Below are 14,932 nucleotides of genomic sequence, written 5' to 3' on the forward strand. Positions count from 1 at the left end.
ATGCTGCACAAGGACGAGGAGCGGCCGCAGAGTGATGCAGGACCAGCCTATACTCAGGAGTGGTCCGCTCGACTCGACGACTAAGGCGTGAGAGTGCCCTTCATCTCGACAAGGGCAGACGACACCTCATCGAGCACGGTTTGGTCCCCACCGTAGATGATCCAGTCCAAGCATCGAATTACCATTTCCGACCCGGCAAACATACTCACTCGATAGTCATCGAATGAAATGTAGATCATCTCCCCGTAAAAATACGAATCATAGTCCGAGATTTCTGGCTCTGTAACTTCGTGAACGATTTGCTTCTTCTTTGCAGAGTCGAGATCGAAGTGTTTATTCCCATTGGCGACATCGCTGATTGCGTGGAAGAGCTTTTTGATACTTGGTAATGTGTTTTCTATCAAGAGTCTACGCCCCTTCTGCTCGTCGGTCGCGGGGGACAGTTTCTTGCCACCAATCCAGTCATGGTAAAGATGGTGTGCAGTTAAGAGGAAATTCCAGGAATCGTAAACGCCCCAAGAGTCAACCAACCTTGTTTCCTCCCATTTCAGTTTATCGAACAGCTCTTCGACAGAATCGAGTGGCAGGCGTGGGGATGGCTTGTTGAGCATTTCGAGCTCCATAACCAATAAACAGGTCGTTGAAAAAGCAAAAGGGCTGCACATCGAACGATGAGCAACCCTTGATTGATATTAGATGAACACCTAATATCCAGTGCTGTGGATGTGTACAGGCAGACCTGTACACCCTTGATATTGTTGGTCGGGGCGAGAGGATTCGAACCTCCGACCCCCTGCACCCCATGCAGGTACGCTACCAGGCTGCGCTACGCCCCGACGAACTCCGAAATTATAACAGAGCTCAGCGGAAAACTTGAGCTTTTGTTAGTGATTGCGCATGATTCTTGCGCTGTGACATGCTCTCGCGCCCCAGCAAGCAGCGTTTTCCCGGACCAGTTCCTGACACGCTACCTTTGCGTTCACCTGACCTGCCGGCCAGCGGTGCTATGCTGGACGCCCGCTCATCCGTAGTCCCGATTGCGCCATGGCCGTCCTGTCCCTGCTCTGCTCCGTCGCCCTCGTCTTCACCGTCTGGCTGATCCTGCCCATCTTCATCCTCGGCCCGCTGGGCATCTACTTCGGCTGGAAGTCGTTCAGGCAGGCCAGCACGCGTCTTCCCACGCCGAGTCCGGGCAGGCGCCTTCTGGCGCTGACACCCATGCTGCTTGCCATCGTGACGATGGTGGGAATGATCGCGGTGGTCAACGTCGGCTACCGAGCCTGACGCATTCACGCCGCCAGCTAATACAAGCCCGCCTTCCGATACCAGCGAAGGCAGGCGCTTTCCAGGACGAAGAAGAACACCAGCCCCACTACCGGCCAGGCTTCATGAAAGCCCCCTGCTGCAAGCAAGGGCATGACGGCGAAGCAGCACGCCAGCTTGTAGCCCAGGGGAAGCGCCTCGTAACGCGCGGCCTTCTCCGGATGCCGGCGAAACTCCCTCCGGCTCTCCCACGCATGCAGCAGCATCACCGCCGCATAGACACCCAGGAAGCTCAGCACACCCTACTTCCAGTCGCCCCGCAGCGCCAGCACCTGCTCCTGCAGATACTCGGGCGATGCAGCCTCCGGCGCCACCGGCACGCCCACCGCCAGCGCCAGCTTCGAACGGATCCCGCGTGCGAACGAGCGCTCGAACAGGTTCGAGGGGTCGCGCGTGAACACGCTGCCCCACAGCCCGCGCAGCGCCATCGGGATCACCGGCACCTTGCTGCGTTCGACGATCTTGGCGATCCCGCCGCGGAACTCGTTGATCTCGCCCGTATGGGTCAGCTTCCCTTCCGGGAAGATGCAGACCAGCTCGCCTTCGTGCAGGGCTTGGGCGATGTCGATGAAGGCACGCTCCATCAGGAAAGGATCTTCCTTGGCCGGCGCGATCGGAATCGCCTTGGCCGCGCGGAAGATCCAGCCCAGGAAGGGCATCTTGAAGATGCGGTGGTCCATGACGAAGCGGATCGGGCGCGGGCTGGCGGCGCCGATCACCAGCGCATCGACATAGGAAACGTGGTTACACACCAGCACCGCCGGGCCTGCTTCCGGAATGCGGTCGGCGTCGATGGTGCGCACGCGGTAGCCGGTGTGGATCAGCATCCAGGCCAGGAAGCGCATCAGGAATTCCGGCACCAGCGAGAAGATGTACACGGCCACGCAGGCATTAAGCAGCGCCGTGGTCAGGAACAGTTCCGGAATCGTGAAGCCCTGCCCCAGCAGCACGATCGCCACGCCGGCGGCCGCCACCATGAAGAGCGCATTCAGGATGTTCATGCCGGCGATCGTACGCGAGACGTGCTGGGGGTCGCAGCGGGTCTGGATCAGGGCGAACAGGGGCACGATGAACAGGCCGCCGAACACGCCGATCAGGACCAGGTCGAGCATGATGCGCCACACGCCCGGCAAGGTCACCAGGGTCATCGCATCCACGGTCGCGGTATTCGTGTAGGCGACGCTGGCGAAATACAGGTCGATGCCGAACACCGACAGGCCGATGGCGCCGAAAGGCACGAGGCCGATCTCGACCTTGTGGCCCGAGAGCTTCTCGCACAGCAGGGAACCGGCGCCGATGCCCAGCGAGAACACGGTCAGCAGCAGCATGATCACGCTGTGGTCGCCGTGCAGGTAGTCCTTGGCATAGAGCGGGAATTGCGACAGCACCAGGGCGCCGTAGAACCAGAACCAGGAGTTGCCGAGCATGGACAGGAAGACCGTGCGGTTCTGGCTCGAGAACTTCAGGTTGCGCACCGATTCCACGAAGGGATTCAGGCTGATTTTCAAGCTAGGGACCGGCGGCGGCGAAGCCGGGATGCGCCAGCTGGCCGCCAGTCCCAGGAAGGCGCACAGCAGGGTCCCGCCGGCCACCAGTTCGATGCCCCAGGGTTTGTAACCCACCAGCAAGGTGCCCACCACCTCGCCCAGCAGGATGCCCACGAAGGTCCCCATCTCGATCACGCCATTGCCGCCGACCAGTTCTTCCGGTTTCAGCTGCTGCGGCAGGTAAGCGTACTTGACCGGCCCGAACAGGGTCGAATGCAGGCCCATGCCGACCACGGCCGCGATCAGGATCCACAAGGTGTGGGTCATCCAGCCGATGGCCGCCACCAGCATGATCCCGATCTCGAGCAGCTTCACGAACCGAGCCATGTTGCCCTTGTCGAACTTGTCGGCGATCTGGCCGGACGTGGCCGAGAACAGGACGAAAGGCAGGATGAAGAGGCCGGCGACCAGGTTGTTCAGCAGGGCCGGGTCTTGCGTGGTCCAGCTTGCCGTGTCGAAAGTCAAGGCGACCAGCAGCGCGGTCTTGAACAGGTTGTCGTTGAAGGCGCCGAAGAACTGGGTCCAGAAGAACGGGCCGAAGCGGCGTTGCGTCAGCAGGGAAAACTGGCTCGGTTTGCTCATGCGGTTGGGCTCGTCTAAAAGAAGGAATCCGAAATCTACAATAGCGGGCGCGGCAAACTACCGGGCTCTACTATTGCGTTGCAGATACTAAACCGTAAAGTCGCGGCTGGCGATACCCGATGGGTAAAAAGCATAGACCGCAGCCTCGTTCAAGCGGCGTCCCGCGTAAATCGGGCGCATCAAGAAGCGCCGTTGAAACGTCTCAAGGGAGTTCGGAGTCGCATGAATTGTGCAGCGCAGCGCAGGTAGAATCCGCGGATGACTTCTTCCGACTTCCTCCTCTGCTACGCCAGTGTGACAACCGCGCTGTTCGACCAGATCGAACACGACATGCTGGCCCAAACCTGCGCCTTCATCGACGATGACGAGGCTCCCCTCACCTTCCCCTGCGACGTTCCGGCAAGCCCTTGTAGCCGGCCCATGGACTTGCCGATGACATAAAAAAACGATTCGACTTCCGAAGGCAGCCTCGGGATCGAATCGTTTCCAGACGCCGGACGCCCGCCAGGCTCAGCTCAGCGTTTCGAGGCGGATGCGCGTTACCTTGCTGATGACCGCCGGCAGCTGCTCGATCTTCTCGATGGCGGCATCGATGTTCTTCTCGCGCGTCTGGTGCGTGAGCAGGATGATGTCGAGGTTGACCTGGTCGCCCGGCTCCTTCTGCAGCACGGCGTCGATCGAGATGCCGGCGTCGGCCAGGATGCGGGTCAGGTCGGCCATCACGCCGAGCTGGTCCTTCACATAGACGCGCAGGTAGTAGCTGGTGGTGATCTCGGCCATCGGGACGATGGCGACGTCGGTCATCTGGTTCGGCTGGAAAGCCAGGTGCGGCACACGGCAGTACGGGTCGACGGTGGCCAGGCGGGTCACGTCCACCAGGTCGGCGATGACCGCCGATGCGGTCGGCTCCGAACCGGCGCCCTTGCCGTAGTAGAGCGAAGCGCCGACGGCGTCGGCCTGCACCAGCACCGCATTCATCGCCCCTTCCACGTTGGCGATCAGGCGCGATGATGGAATCAGGGTCGGGTGCACGCGCAGCTCGATGCCTTCGCCGCCCTCTTTACCTTCAGTCTGGGTGCGGCGCGTGATGCCCAGCAGCTTGATGCGGTAGCCCAGTTGCTCGGCGTAGCGGATGTCGCGCGCCTGCAGCTGGCTGATGCCCTCGATATAGGCCTTGTCGAACTGCACCGGGATGCCGAAGGCGATCGCCGACATGATGGTGAGCTTGTGCGCCGCGTCCACGCCTTCGATGTCGAAGGTCGGGTCGGCTTCAGCGTAGCCGAGTTCCTGGGCCTGCTTGAGCACGGTGGCGAAGTCCAGGCCCTTCTCGCGCATTTCCGAGAGGATGAAGTTGGTGGTGCCGTTGATGATGCCGGCCACCGACTCGATGCGGTTGGCGGTGAGGCCTTCGCGCAGCGCCTTGATGATCGGCACGCCGCCGGCCACGGCCGCCTCGAACGCCACCGTCACGCCCTTTTCTTGGGCCGCCGCGAAGATCTCGTTGCCGTGCAGGGCCAGCAGGGCCTTGTTGGCGGTCACCACGTGCTTGCCGTTTGCAATCGCCTGCAAGACCAGTTCACGGGGCAGATCATAGCCGCCGATCAGCTCGACGACGATGTCGATGTCCGGATTGTTCACCACCGCGAACGGGTCGCCCACGACCTCGACGCCGGCGCCGACGACCGCGCGCGCCTTGTCGAGGTTGCGCGCCGCCACCATCGTAATCTCGATACCGCGGCCGGCACGGCGGCGGATCTCCTCCTGGTTGCGTTGCAGAACGTTGAAGGTGCCGGCGCCGACGGTGCCGGCGCCCAGGAGGCCTACTTTGATGGGTTTCATGTGATGTGTCCGTGTATGCGTGATGTCAGCGCGCGTGGCGTCGTCGGTAACCGTCGAGGAAGCGCGCGATACGACCGCAGGCGTCTGCCAGGTCGTCGGAATTGGGGAGGAACACCAGCCGGAAATGGTCCGGGGCGATCCAGTTGAAGCCGGTGCCTTGCACCAGCAGCACTTTTTCCTCGGACAGCAGTTCGCAGATGAACTGCTGGTCGTCCGTGATCGGGTACATCTTCGGATCGAGGCGGGGGAACATGTAGAGCGCCGCTTTTGGCTTGACGCAGGACACGCCCGGAATATCGGTGAGCAGCTTGTGCGCGAGGTCGCGCTGTTTCAGGAGGCGTCCGCCCGGACCGACCAGGTCGGCGATGCTCTGGTAGCCCCCTAACGCGGTCTGGATCGCGTACTGGCCCGGCGCATTGGCGCACAGGCGCATCGAGGCCAGCATGTTCAGGCCCTCGATATAGCCCCTGGCGTGGCGCTTTTCGCCCGAGACCACCATCCAGCCGGCGCGGTAGCCGCAGGAACGGTAGTTCTTGGACAGGCCGTTCAAAGTAAGGAACAGGACGTCGTCGGCCAGCGAGGCGATCGACACATGCTCCTCGCCGTCGTACAGGGTCTTGTCGTAGATCTCGTCGGCGTAGATGATCAGGCCGTGCTGGCGCGCCAGCTCGACGATCTCGAGCAGCACCTCGCGGTGGTACAGGGCGCCGGTCGGGTTGTTCGGGTTGATGACGACGATCGCGCGCGTGTTCGGCGTGATCTTCTTGCGCATGTCCTCGATGTCCGGCAGCCAGCCGGCCTGCTCGTCGCAGACGTAGTGCACCGGGTTGCCGCCCGCCAGGCTGACCGCCGCGGTCCACAGGGGATAGTCGGGGGCCGGGACCAGCACTTCGTCGCCGTTATTGAGCAGGCCCTGCATGGCCATGACGATCAGTTCGGATGCGCCATTGCCGAGGTAAATGTCGTCGATGCCGACGCCGGCAATGTTCTTGCCCTGGGTGTAGTGCATGACGGCCTTGCGCGGCGCGAACATGCCCTTCGAATCCGTATAGCCGGCCGCGCCATGCATATTGCGGATCATGTCGTGGACGATCTCGTCCGGCGGATCGAAGCCGAACACGGCCAGGTTGCCGATATTGAGCTTGATGATCTTCTGGCCGTCGTCTTCCATCTGACGGGCCTTTTCCAGCGCCGGGCCACGAATTTCGTAGCAAACATCATCCAGCTTGTTCGATTTCAGGATCGGTCGCATGTGTCTCCAGCTCGGTGGCGCTTTGTTGCAGTGCGAAAATTACCATTCTGCCGAAAGCGCCCGATTTAAGCAACCTCGCCTCTCCGGGTACAATGGACCGATACAGCAACCAGCACACGGCACCCACGATGAAGCTCCATTCCGACAACAACGAGAAGTACCAGACCGTCACCGGCTACGACGCCGGTGGGGTCGAGATCAATGCCCAGCGTTTCAATTTCAGCCTGACCGTCATGCCGGAAGTGCCGCCGCGGCCCTGGCACGTGACGCGCTTCGAAGACCTGACGGCTGCCCATTTCGAGCAGATCGCCCAGGACCGTCCCGACGTGGTCGTGCTCGGCACCGGCGCGCGCCAGCGTTTCGTGCACCCGAAGCTGGTCGTCAGCCTCTCCAGCATGCATGTCGGCGTGGAAAGCATGGACAGCCAGGCCGCCTGCCGCACCTACAATGTGCTGATGGGCGAAGGCCGCAAGGTCACCCTGGCCCTGATCATCGAAGAACCCGCCGGCGCCTGAGTTCGCCCAGCTCCGCCCCGACGCGCCGTTCGCCACGGCGCGTCGGGCTCATGCAGCCACCATAACAAGAACATGAATTCCTCCGCCTTCATCTTCATCATCACCGGCGTCATCCTGAACGCCGCCGCCCAGCTCCTCCTCAAGGCCGGCACCAATGCCCTCGGCGGCGCCATCCACCTCACCCGCGACAACTGGTTCGCCACCGGACTGAAGGTCGCCACGCAATGGCCGATCATGGCCGGCATGCTCTGCTACGTCATTTCGCTGGTGGTCTGGATCATGGGCCTGTCGCGCACCGACGTGACGGTCGCCTACCCCATGCTGTCGCTGGGCTACGTGATCGGCGCCATCGGCGCCTGGCTGTTTCTCGGTGAAGTGATCTCGCCCCAGCGCATGCTGGCGATCGGGGTGATCATGCTGGGCGTGGTGCTGCTGGCCCGTAGCTGACGGGCCGCGGAACGAAGCAATGAGGAAGAATCAGGCCTTGCGGCGCACGGCGAGGAAGCCGAGCAGGCCCAGGCCGAGCAGCGCCAGCGAAGCCGGCTCCGGCACGTCGCCGCTTGCCGACGGATCCGTCACCACGAAGGACCCGTACACCGGGCCGGTATAGGCCAGCTTGTCGCCGATGCTGCCGCTGACCGCCATGAAACCCCAGGCTTCGCCGAGGCCCAGGTTCAGAGTGTAGGAGGTCGACACGACGGCGTCGCCAGTGGCGCCTGCCAGCAGCGTCATGTTGGCCGGCTCGCCCTGCCAGATGTACATGCCGGTCGACGAGCCTTCCCACTGGGCATTGGAGCTCAGGTCGATGTTCAGCGTCAGCTCGCCGGCCTTGGCGGCCTTGGTGCCGAACACATAGGTCTGGGTCGGCGTACCGATCCAGCTGCCGCCCGCGAGATAATTGTAGGACAGGGTGTTGCGATCGATGGTCACATCGCTGAACCACTCGGTGATATTCCAGCCGTCGGCCCAGCCGCCGACCCATTGCTGGCCCAGCGGGCCCTTGCCGCTGGTCTGCTCGTAGATGCCGATCGGTTCGGCCATTGCCGGAATGGCGGACAGGGCGAGGCTGGCAGCGAGGGCGACGGTGCGGAGAGTGCGCATGAATATTCCTTGATAATAGATTGAAACGATAAATCCATAAAAGCAACATTCATGCCAAAATAAAATGTCCATTCGAAACAAATGCTTATGCACCTGCTTTTTCCCAGATGTAAAAAATCCCGACAGTCATCATGGCAAGGCGAATAAATTTCAATTCGACATCTTGAAAAATTGAAACATTGCCTCATCTTGCCTCCCGGAGCCGTCCATACAGGACTAGCTAGGGAGCACAGCGCCGATTATCATTCTGGTATTCGTCCTGCCCCACCAGGAACCCGGCAGCCAATGCCGCCATGACACGCCAGGAGAGCCCCGTGGCCGAAAGCCTTACCGCCGCACCCGTCGAGAATTTTTCCGCGCCCATGACGGGCGACCAGACCTTCGAACTTGCCGGCCGTCCGGCGAAGTACACCGTGCTGTACTTCTACCCCAAGGACAATACACCGGGCTGCACCACCGAGAGCATCGCCTTCCGCGAAGCGTATCCGGAGATCCAGGCCCTGGGCGCCGACATCTACGGTATCAGCCGCGACTCCCTGCGCTCGCACGAGAACTTCAAAGGCAAACTCGGCCTGCCCTTTGAACTGATCTCCGATCCGGAAGAAAAAGTGTGCAATCAGTTCGCTGTCATGAAGATGAAAAACATGTATGGCAAACAAGTGCGCGGCATTGAGCGCAGTACGTTTATCATTGACGCTCAAGGCCGATTGGTGAAAGAATGGCGTGGCGTGAAAGTCAACGACCACGTGGCCGAAGTGCTGGAATTTCTGAAGAGCCAGCCCTGAAAAATGGATGGCTCCGGTGATTAACTTGCTGGATACCTGCCGCCTATTTTGAGTCACACGTTTCAATCACATCCGCACCAATCCAACCTGGCTCCAGCCGGACCGGCATCCTCCGGCTTGCAGCCTGCATTCCACCAAGCCTTCCTAGTTGCATCGTTCCCGCGCAGCGGCGCCGCTGAGCCGCGTGCATGCGCGTCCCATACAAGCCATTTTTAGATATAGAGAACAAGATGCCACTGCCAAAAATGCCCACGAAGCCGGCCACCATGCTGCTGGCAAAAGATTACCCGAAGGCTGAACCGGGCAAGTCGCCCGTGCGCCCGGCGTCCGCCAAGACCGACGCCGACCTCGAAGACCTGATCAGCGGCCAGGCCGTGCCGACGCCGAAAGCGGGCAAGGCGCGCAAGGGCAAGGCCGCCGCCAACGAACCATCCGTCGCTGCGGGTACCACCGGCACCGCCCCTGTGAACACCATCGCCACGCCGAGCGCCCCAGCCCCCGCTGGCGAAGCGCCGCTGGCCAAGGCGCCCGCCCGCAAGTCGAAGGACAGCGCCACCGCGCGCCTTCCGGATGTCCGTACCCGTGAAACCGACGCCGATCTGCCGCATCCGGCCAAGCACAAGCCGGTCGAAGTCACCGTCAAATCGTCCACCAGCCGCAAGGCCGACAAATCCGGCACCACCAAGGTCTTCGTGCTCGACACGAACGTGCTGATGCACGATCCGACCTCGCTGTTCCGCTTCGAGGAACACGACGTCTACCTGCCGATGATGACGCTGGAAGAGCTCGACAACCACAAGAAGGGCATGTCGGAAGTCGCGCGCAATGCGCGCCAGGTGGCGCGCACCCTGGATGCCCTGATCGCGAATGTCGATGACGATGCCATCGAAGCCGGCATCCCGCTGGCCAAGCTCGGCAACAAGGATGCCCGGGGCCGCCTCTACTTCCAGACCAACCTGGATTCCGCGCCCTTGCCGGAAGGCCTGCCGGAGGGCAAGGCCGACAACCAGATCCTGGGCGTGGTGCGTGCGCTCGAAGACCGGATGGCCGGCCGCGCCATCGTGCTGGTGTCGAAAGACATCAATATGCGCATCAAGGCGCGCGCCCTGGGCCTGCCGGCCGAGGACTACTTCAACGACCACGTGCTGGAAGACACCGACCTGCTGTACTCGGGCATCGTCCAGCTGCCGGACGATTTCTGGAACAAGCATGGCAAGGACATGGAGTCCTGGCAGGAAAACAGGAACGGCAACTCGGCCACTTTCTACCGCGTGACCGGCCCCGTGATTCCGACCCTGCTCGTGAACCAGTTCGTGTTCATGGAACCGCAGAATGGCGAAGCGCCCTTCTATGGTCAGGTGAAACAGATCAACGGCAAGACCGCCGTCTTCCAGACCCTGCGCGACTACAGCCACAACAAGAACAATGTCTGGGGCATCACGGCGCGCAACCGCGAGCAGAACTTCGCCCTGAACCTGCTCATGAATCCGGAGTGCGATTTCGTCACCCTGCTCGGCCAGGCGGGTACGGGTAAAACCCTGCTGGCCCTGGCCGCTGGCCTGGCCCAGGTGCTGGAAACCAAGCAGTACAACGAGATCATCGTCACCCGCGTCACCGTGCCGGTGGGCGAGGACATCGGCTTCCTGCCGGGTACCGAGGAAGAGAAGATGTCGCCGTGGATGGGCGCTTTCGACGACAACCTCGAGGTGCTGATGAAGTCCGACAGCGACGGCGGCGACTGGGGCCGCGCCGCGACCCAGGACCTGATCCGCTCGCGCATCAAGATCAAGTCCCTGAACTTCATGCGTGGCCGTACTTTCGTGAACAAGTTCCTCATCATCGACGAGGCGCAGAACCTGACGCCGAAGCAGATGAAGACCCTGGTCACGCGCGCCGGTCCCGGCACCAAGATCCTGTGCCTCGGTAACATCGCCCAGATCGACACGCCTTACCTCACCGAAGGCTCGAGCGGCCTGACCTATGTGGTCGACCGCTTCAAGGGCTGGGGCCACAGCGGCCACGTCACCCTGGCGCGCGGCGAACGCTCGCGCCTGGCGGACCACGCCAGCGACGTGCTCTGAGCGCATCAAGCCATTGTCCGAAACGCCCGCTCCCACAAGCGGGCGTTTTTCTTTTCAGCCCTCCATTCACCACGCATGCTTTTTCTTCTCAAGCTCCTGCTCGTCCCAACCCTGATCGCCCTCGTCACCCTGGCCGGCCGCCGCTGGGGTCCCGCCGTCGCCGGCTGGCTGTCGGCCTTTCCCATCGTCGCCGGTCCCATCCTGCTGGCGATCGCCCTCGAACAGGGCGCGGCCTTCGCCGCGGTCGCCGCCGCCAACACCCTGGTGGCGGTGCTGGCCATCCTCGTCTTCAGCGTCGCCTACGCACGCAATGCCCGGCGCGGCATGCCGCGGGCGATGCTGGCTGCGCTGCTGGCCTATGCGCTGGCGGTCGCCGTGCTGCAGGCGGTGCCACTGCCGCTGTGGGCGGGTTTCCCTGCCGTGCTGGCCGGCCTGCTGGTGGCGCCGTATCTGTTCGGCCCCACGCCGGAACAGCAGCCTGGCGCCGGCAGGGAGGCGAACGACCTGCCCTGGCGCATGCTGGCCGGCGCCATCCTTTCCCTGAGCGTCACCTATGCCGCCGCTTCGCTCGGTCCGCGCCTCTCCGGCCTGTTCGCGATGTTCCCCGTAATGAGCACGGTGCTGGTCGGCTTCTCGCACCGCGCCAACGGGCCCGGCTTCGCGGTCGCCCTGCTGCGCGGGATGATCAAGGGCTATTTCGCCTTCGCAGTGTTCTGTGTGGCCCTGTCGCTGCTGCTGGGGGAACAGGCGATCGGCACCGCCTTCCTGCTTGCAACCGGGGCCGCCATGCTCGTGCAGTTCGCTGTGAAATGGTGGATCGGTGCGCCGCAGCGTGCCAGCCGGCCCAACGCGACTTAAAATAGCCGGGTCCAAACACGAGGAGACATCCATGCCGCACATGCTGTTGATCCACGAACCGGTCGGCCAGCGCGCCGCCCGCAGCGAACTTGAAGGCCGCGCCCTCTACGAGCGCATGCTCGGATGGGGCGACGAACTGCGCGAGCGCGGCCTGCTGCTCGCCGCCGAATCGCTGATGGGCACGGAAAAGTCGGCGCGCGTGAGCATCCCGGGCGGGAAACTGCGCATCGTCGACGGCCCCTTCGCCGAGGCCAAGGAGATGGTGGGCGGCTTTTTCCTGGTCGACGTCGACACCCACGAGGAAGCGGTGGCGCTGGCGCAAGCCTGTCCGGCTGCCGAATGGGCGACCGTCGAGGTCAGGGGACTGGGGCCCTGCTTCGTTCGCCAGCCCGGCTGAAAAAAATTCCGCAGGCGATGTCGAATCGCCGGTCCGCCCTTCGTCGTAGGGAATGTAAGCCCAATCCACGACAAGGAGACCACGATGCGGTTCATGATCATCGTCAAGGCGACAGCGGACACGGAAGCCGGCATCCTGCCGAGCGACCAGCTGTTCGCCGCCATGCACGACTACAACCAGGAGCTGGCCCGGGCCGGCGTCCTGCTCGAAGCCAATGGCCTGCGCCCCAGCCGGGACGGCTGGCGCATCCGCTACCACGAAGGGCGCCGCTCCTTTACCGACGGTCCCTTCACCGAGACCAAGGAGCTGATTGCCGGCTACACGCTGATCCAGGTGCGGTCGCGCGACGAGGCGATGGAATGGTCGCGCCGCTTCCCCGCCCCGCATGGCGAGATGGTTGACGCGGACATCGAAGTTCGCCCGCTCTACGAGCTCGAGGACCTGCGCACGCCCTGCCCCGCCAGCCATGCCGCCGCCTGAAAGGACATACCATGAAAAAGCAGCTTGCCATCACCCTCCCGGTGCGGGGCCTCGCACGCAGCCAGGCCTTCTTCACCGCCCTGGGCTTCACCTTCAATCCGCAGTTCAGCAGCGAGCAGGGCTCCGGGATGAACCTCTCCGATGACATCTATGTCATGCTGGTCAAGGAAGCCTTCTTCGGCACCCTGACGAAGAAGCCCATGGCCGATCCGCGCAGCAGCACCATTGCCCTGCTCTGCCTGTTCTGCGACAGCCGCGAGGAAGTCGACGCCATGGCCGCCAGGGCCCAGTCGCTCGGCGCCACCCTGCCGGAAGACCCGGAAGACCATGGCTTCATGTACCAGCACGGCTTCGAAGACCTCGACGGCCATATGTGGGCGCTGACCCATATCGCCGAGATGCCCGCGCAGCAACCGGCCGCCGCTTGATGTCGCCAACTTTTTGATCACCCTGAAAGGAGACAAGCATGAACCAGCAGATCTACGTCAACCTCCCGGTCAAGGACCTGGAACGCAGCAAGGCCTTCTTCGGCGCCCTCGGCTTTTCCTTCAACCCGCAGTTCAGCGACCAGAACGCGGCCTGCATGATCGTCAGCGACAGCATCTACGTCATGCTGCTGACCGAGCCCTTCTTCCAGGGTTTTACCAAGAAGCCGATCGCGGACGCGAAGAAAACCACCGAAGTGCTGATCTGCCTGTCTCGCGACAGCCGTGCGGCCGTCGACGACATGGCGGCCAGGGCCAAGGCGGCCGGCGGCGCCTGGCCGAACGAGCCGAAGGACTACGGCTTCATGTACCAGCACGGCTTCGAGGACCTCGACGGCCATATGTGGGAACTGGCATACATGGAGAGCATGCCGGAACAGCAGCCGGAATCCGCAGACGCGGGTGTCTCTATCTGATGAACGCACAGGTCGAACGCAGCATCGCGGCCGTCTGGCGCATCGAGTCGGCGAAGATCGTCGCCAGCGTTGCGCGCATGGTGCGCGACGTCGGCCTGGCCGAGGAGCTGGCCCAGGACGCCCTGGTCTCGGCCCTCGAGCACTGGCCGGCATCAGGCATCCCGGACAATCCCGGCGCCTGGCTGATGACGACGGCGAAGCACGCCGCGCTCGACCGGATGCGGCGCGACCGCCTGCTGCAGCAGAAGCTGGAGCAGATCGGTCTCGACCTCGAAGCACAGGAGGCCCTCGTGGTGCCCGATTTCGTCGACGGCCTCGATGCCCGGCGCAACGACGTCTTCCAGGACGACCTGTTGCGCCTGATGTTCACGGCCTGCCATCCGGTACTGTCGCTGGACGCGCGCCTGGCGCTCACCCTGAAGCTCCTGGGCGGCCTGTCCACCCAGGAGATCGCGCGCGCCTTCCTGGTGCCGGAAGCCACCATGGCCCAGCGCATCGTGCGCGCCAAGCGCACCCTCGGGGAGGCCGGCGTGCCCTTCGAACTGCCGCCGCCCGCCGAACTGGGCGAGCGCCTGGGCGCGGTGCTGGAGGCCGTCTACCTGATCTTCAACGAAGGCTATACCGCCACCGCGGGCGAGGACTGGATGCGGCCTGCCCTGGCGGACGAAGCCCTGCGCCTGGGCCGCATGCTGGCCGAGCTCGCGCCCGGCGAACCGGAAGCGCTGGGCTTGGTGGCGCTGATGGAACTGCAGGCCTCGCGCATGGGCGCGCGCCTCGATGCCGAGGGACGCCCGGTACTGCTGATGGACCAGGACCGCACGCGCTGGGACGGCGTGCTGCTGCGCCGCGGTCTGGCGGCCCTAGAACGGGCCGAAGGCCTCGGCCTGCCGCGTGGTCCCTATCTGCTGCAGGCCGCGATCGCCGCCTGCCACGCGCGCGCCCGCACTGCCGGGGAAACCGACTGGCAGGCCATCGCCGGCCTGTATGCGGAGCTGGCGCAGGTGCAGCCTTCGCCCGTGGTCGAACTCAATCGCGCGGTGGCGGTGGGCATGGCCGAAGGGCCGGCCGCCGGCCTGGCGCTGGCCGACGCGCTGCTCGAAGAGGGAAAACTGCAGGGCTACCACTGGCTGCCCAGCGTGCGCGCCGACCTGCTCGCCAAGCTGGGACGACGCGACGAGGCGCGCAGCGAATTCGAGCGCGCGGCAGGCATGACCGCCAACAGCCGGGAACGCGCCTTGCTGCTCGAACGCGCCCGCGCCCAGCTGTCCTGA

18 protein-coding genes and 1 tRNA gene are annotated in these 14,932 nt (G+C 63.4%); 12 read left to right on the top strand and 7 right to left on the bottom strand.

Annotated elements, in window-relative coordinates; translation table 11 throughout:
• Positions 1-80: 80 nt before the first annotated feature.
• Positions 81-611 carry a hypothetical protein gene (locus NX780_RS00475; protein WP_258825906.1) on the bottom strand — a complete coding sequence of 177 codons (531 nt, stop codon included), beginning with the start codon at positions 609-611 and terminating at the stop codon, positions 81-83.
• Between the two features lie 148 nt (positions 612-759).
• A tRNA-Pro gene (locus NX780_RS00480) sits at positions 760-836 on the bottom strand.
• A gap of 208 nt (positions 837-1,044) precedes the next feature.
• Between NX780_RS00480 and NX780_RS00485 the strand changes: the two genes are divergently transcribed.
• On the top strand, positions 1,045-1,284 hold the full coding sequence (locus NX780_RS00485; RefSeq protein ID WP_258825907.1) for a hypothetical protein: 240 nt from the start codon (positions 1,045-1,047) through the stop codon (positions 1,282-1,284).
• Positions 1,285-1,301: 17 nt separating this feature from the next.
• Here NX780_RS00485 and NX780_RS00490 read toward each other — a convergent pair whose 3' ends face one another.
• Both NX780_RS00490 and NX780_RS00495 read right to left on the bottom strand, forming a co-directional pair.
• Positions 1,302-1,562, bottom strand: a complete 261-nt coding sequence (locus tag NX780_RS00490; protein ID WP_258825908.1) for a hypothetical protein — start codon at positions 1,560-1,562, stop codon at positions 1,302-1,304.
• 3 nt (positions 1,563-1,565) lie between these two features.
• On the bottom strand, positions 1,566-3,452 hold the full coding sequence (locus NX780_RS00495; protein ID WP_258825909.1) for an MFS transporter: 1,887 nt from the start codon (positions 3,450-3,452) through the stop codon (positions 1,566-1,568).
• Between the two features lie 258 nt (positions 3,453-3,710).
• On the opposite strand from NX780_RS00495, the gene NX780_RS00500 reads away from it, so the two are divergent.
• On the top strand, positions 3,711-3,893 hold the full coding sequence (locus NX780_RS00500) for a hypothetical protein (RefSeq protein WP_258825910.1): 183 nt from the start codon (positions 3,711-3,713) through the stop codon (positions 3,891-3,893).
• A 69-nt stretch (positions 3,894-3,962) separates the two neighbouring features.
• Here the strand turns inward: NX780_RS00500 and NX780_RS00505 are convergent, their stop codons facing one another.
• Positions 3,963-5,291, bottom strand: coding sequence for a homoserine dehydrogenase (locus NX780_RS00505; protein WP_258825911.1), 1,329 nt, complete (start codon positions 5,289-5,291; stop codon positions 3,963-3,965).
• Positions 5,292-5,316: 25 nt separating this feature from the next.
• Positions 5,317-6,543 (bottom strand): pyridoxal phosphate-dependent aminotransferase, encoded by a 1,227-nt coding sequence (locus NX780_RS00510; protein ID WP_258825912.1) that lies wholly within the window; start codon positions 6,541-6,543, stop codon positions 5,317-5,319.
• Between the two features lie 128 nt (positions 6,544-6,671).
• Here NX780_RS00510 and NX780_RS00515 point away from each other — a divergent pair, with 128 nt between their 5' ends.
• A complete protein-coding gene (locus NX780_RS00515) occupies positions 6,672-7,058 on the top strand; it encodes an Mth938-like domain-containing protein (protein WP_258825913.1) in 387 nt (128 codons plus the stop codon).
• 72 nt (positions 7,059-7,130) lie between these two features.
• A complete protein-coding gene (locus NX780_RS00520; protein ID WP_258825914.1) occupies positions 7,131-7,505 on the top strand; it encodes an EamA family transporter in 375 nt (124 codons plus the stop codon).
• A 30-nt stretch (positions 7,506-7,535) separates the two neighbouring features.
• On the opposite strand, the gene NX780_RS00525 is transcribed toward NX780_RS00520, so the two are convergent.
• Positions 7,536-8,159 (bottom strand): PEP-CTERM sorting domain-containing protein, encoded by a 624-nt coding sequence (locus NX780_RS00525; RefSeq protein WP_258825915.1) that lies wholly within the window; start codon positions 8,157-8,159, stop codon positions 7,536-7,538.
• Positions 8,160-8,452: 293 nt separating this feature from the next.
• Here NX780_RS00525 and NX780_RS00530 point away from each other — a divergent pair, with 293 nt between their 5' ends.
• The 8 genes from NX780_RS00530 to NX780_RS00565 all read left to right on the top strand — a co-directional run bounded on the left by NX780_RS00530 (position 8,453) and on the right by NX780_RS00565 (position 14,932).
• A complete protein-coding gene (locus NX780_RS00530; protein WP_307732514.1) occupies positions 8,453-8,944 on the top strand; it encodes a peroxiredoxin in 492 nt (163 codons plus the stop codon).
• Between the two features lie 230 nt (positions 8,945-9,174).
• Positions 9,175-11,025 carry a PhoH family protein gene (locus NX780_RS00535; RefSeq protein ID WP_258825917.1) on the top strand — a complete coding sequence of 617 codons (1,851 nt, stop codon included), beginning with the start codon at positions 9,175-9,177 and terminating at the stop codon, positions 11,023-11,025.
• A 75-nt stretch (positions 11,026-11,100) separates the two neighbouring features.
• A complete protein-coding gene (locus NX780_RS00540; RefSeq protein ID WP_258825918.1) occupies positions 11,101-11,883 on the top strand; it encodes a hypothetical protein in 783 nt (260 codons plus the stop codon).
• Positions 11,884-11,914: 31 nt separating this feature from the next.
• On the top strand, positions 11,915-12,280 hold the full coding sequence (locus tag NX780_RS00545) for a YciI family protein (protein ID WP_258825919.1): 366 nt from the start codon (positions 11,915-11,917) through the stop codon (positions 12,278-12,280).
• Positions 12,281-12,364: 84 nt separating this feature from the next.
• Positions 12,365-12,760 carry a YciI family protein gene (locus tag NX780_RS00550; protein WP_258825920.1) on the top strand — a complete coding sequence of 132 codons (396 nt, stop codon included), beginning with the start codon at positions 12,365-12,367 and terminating at the stop codon, positions 12,758-12,760.
• Between the two features lie 11 nt (positions 12,761-12,771).
• Positions 12,772-13,188 carry a VOC family protein gene (locus tag NX780_RS00555; RefSeq protein WP_258825921.1) on the top strand — a complete coding sequence of 139 codons (417 nt, stop codon included), beginning with the start codon at positions 12,772-12,774 and terminating at the stop codon, positions 13,186-13,188.
• A 38-nt stretch (positions 13,189-13,226) separates the two neighbouring features.
• On the top strand, positions 13,227-13,661 hold the full coding sequence (locus tag NX780_RS00560) for a VOC family protein (RefSeq protein WP_258825922.1): 435 nt from the start codon (positions 13,227-13,229) through the stop codon (positions 13,659-13,661).
• Complete coding sequence (locus tag NX780_RS00565; RefSeq protein WP_258825923.1) at positions 13,661-14,932, top strand: RNA polymerase sigma factor; 1,272 nt, start codon at positions 13,661-13,663, stop codon at positions 14,930-14,932. Before NX780_RS00560 ends, NX780_RS00565 begins: the two co-directional genes overlap by 1 nt.

This window comes from Massilia agri (assembly GCF_024753255.1).
Lineage (GTDB): Bacteria > Pseudomonadota > Gammaproteobacteria > Burkholderiales > Burkholderiaceae_D > Telluria > Telluria agri.

Excerpts from the sequence above, each read along its gene's own strand:
- NX780_RS00515 (WP_258825913.1), top strand. The coding sequence starts at position 6,672 with ATGAAGCTCCATTCCGACAACAACGAGAAGTACCAGACCGTCACCGGC.
- NX780_RS00530 (WP_307732514.1), top strand. The coding sequence starts at position 8,453 with ATGACACGCCAGGAGAGCCCCGTGGCCGAAAGCCTTACCGCCGCACCC.
- NX780_RS00485 (WP_258825907.1), top strand. The coding sequence starts at position 1,045 with ATGGCCGTCCTGTCCCTGCTCTGCTCCGTCGCCCTCGTCTTCACCGTC.
- NX780_RS00475 (WP_258825906.1), bottom strand. The coding sequence starts at position 611 with ATGCTCAACAAGCCATCCCCACGCCTGCCACTCGATTCTGTCGAAGAG.
- NX780_RS00560 (WP_258825922.1), top strand. The coding sequence starts at position 13,227 with ATGAACCAGCAGATCTACGTCAACCTCCCGGTCAAGGACCTGGAACGC.
- NX780_RS00495 (WP_258825909.1), bottom strand. The coding sequence starts at position 3,452 with ATGAGCAAACCGAGCCAGTTTTCCCTGCTGACGCAACGCCGCTTCGGC.
- NX780_RS00525 (WP_258825915.1), bottom strand. The coding sequence starts at position 8,159 with ATGCGCACTCTCCGCACCGTCGCCCTCGCTGCCAGCCTCGCCCTGTCC.
- NX780_RS00565 (WP_258825923.1), top strand. The coding sequence starts at position 13,661 with ATGAACGCACAGGTCGAACGCAGCATCGCGGCCGTCTGGCGCATCGAG.
- NX780_RS00500 (WP_258825910.1), top strand. The coding sequence starts at position 3,711 with ATGACTTCTTCCGACTTCCTCCTCTGCTACGCCAGTGTGACAACCGCG.
- NX780_RS00555 (WP_258825921.1), top strand. The coding sequence starts at position 12,772 with ATGAAAAAGCAGCTTGCCATCACCCTCCCGGTGCGGGGCCTCGCACGC.
- NX780_RS00550 (WP_258825920.1), top strand. The coding sequence starts at position 12,365 with ATGCGGTTCATGATCATCGTCAAGGCGACAGCGGACACGGAAGCCGGC.
- NX780_RS00540 (WP_258825918.1), top strand. The coding sequence starts at position 11,101 with ATGCTTTTTCTTCTCAAGCTCCTGCTCGTCCCAACCCTGATCGCCCTC.
- NX780_RS00520 (WP_258825914.1), top strand. The coding sequence starts at position 7,131 with ATGAATTCCTCCGCCTTCATCTTCATCATCACCGGCGTCATCCTGAAC.
- NX780_RS00535 (WP_258825917.1), top strand. The coding sequence starts at position 9,175 with ATGCCACTGCCAAAAATGCCCACGAAGCCGGCCACCATGCTGCTGGCA.
- NX780_RS00510 (WP_258825912.1), bottom strand. The coding sequence starts at position 6,543 with ATGCGACCGATCCTGAAATCGAACAAGCTGGATGATGTTTGCTACGAA.
- NX780_RS00545 (WP_258825919.1), top strand. The coding sequence starts at position 11,915 with ATGCCGCACATGCTGTTGATCCACGAACCGGTCGGCCAGCGCGCCGCC.
- NX780_RS00505 (WP_258825911.1), bottom strand. The coding sequence starts at position 5,291 with ATGAAACCCATCAAAGTAGGCCTCCTGGGCGCCGGCACCGTCGGCGCC.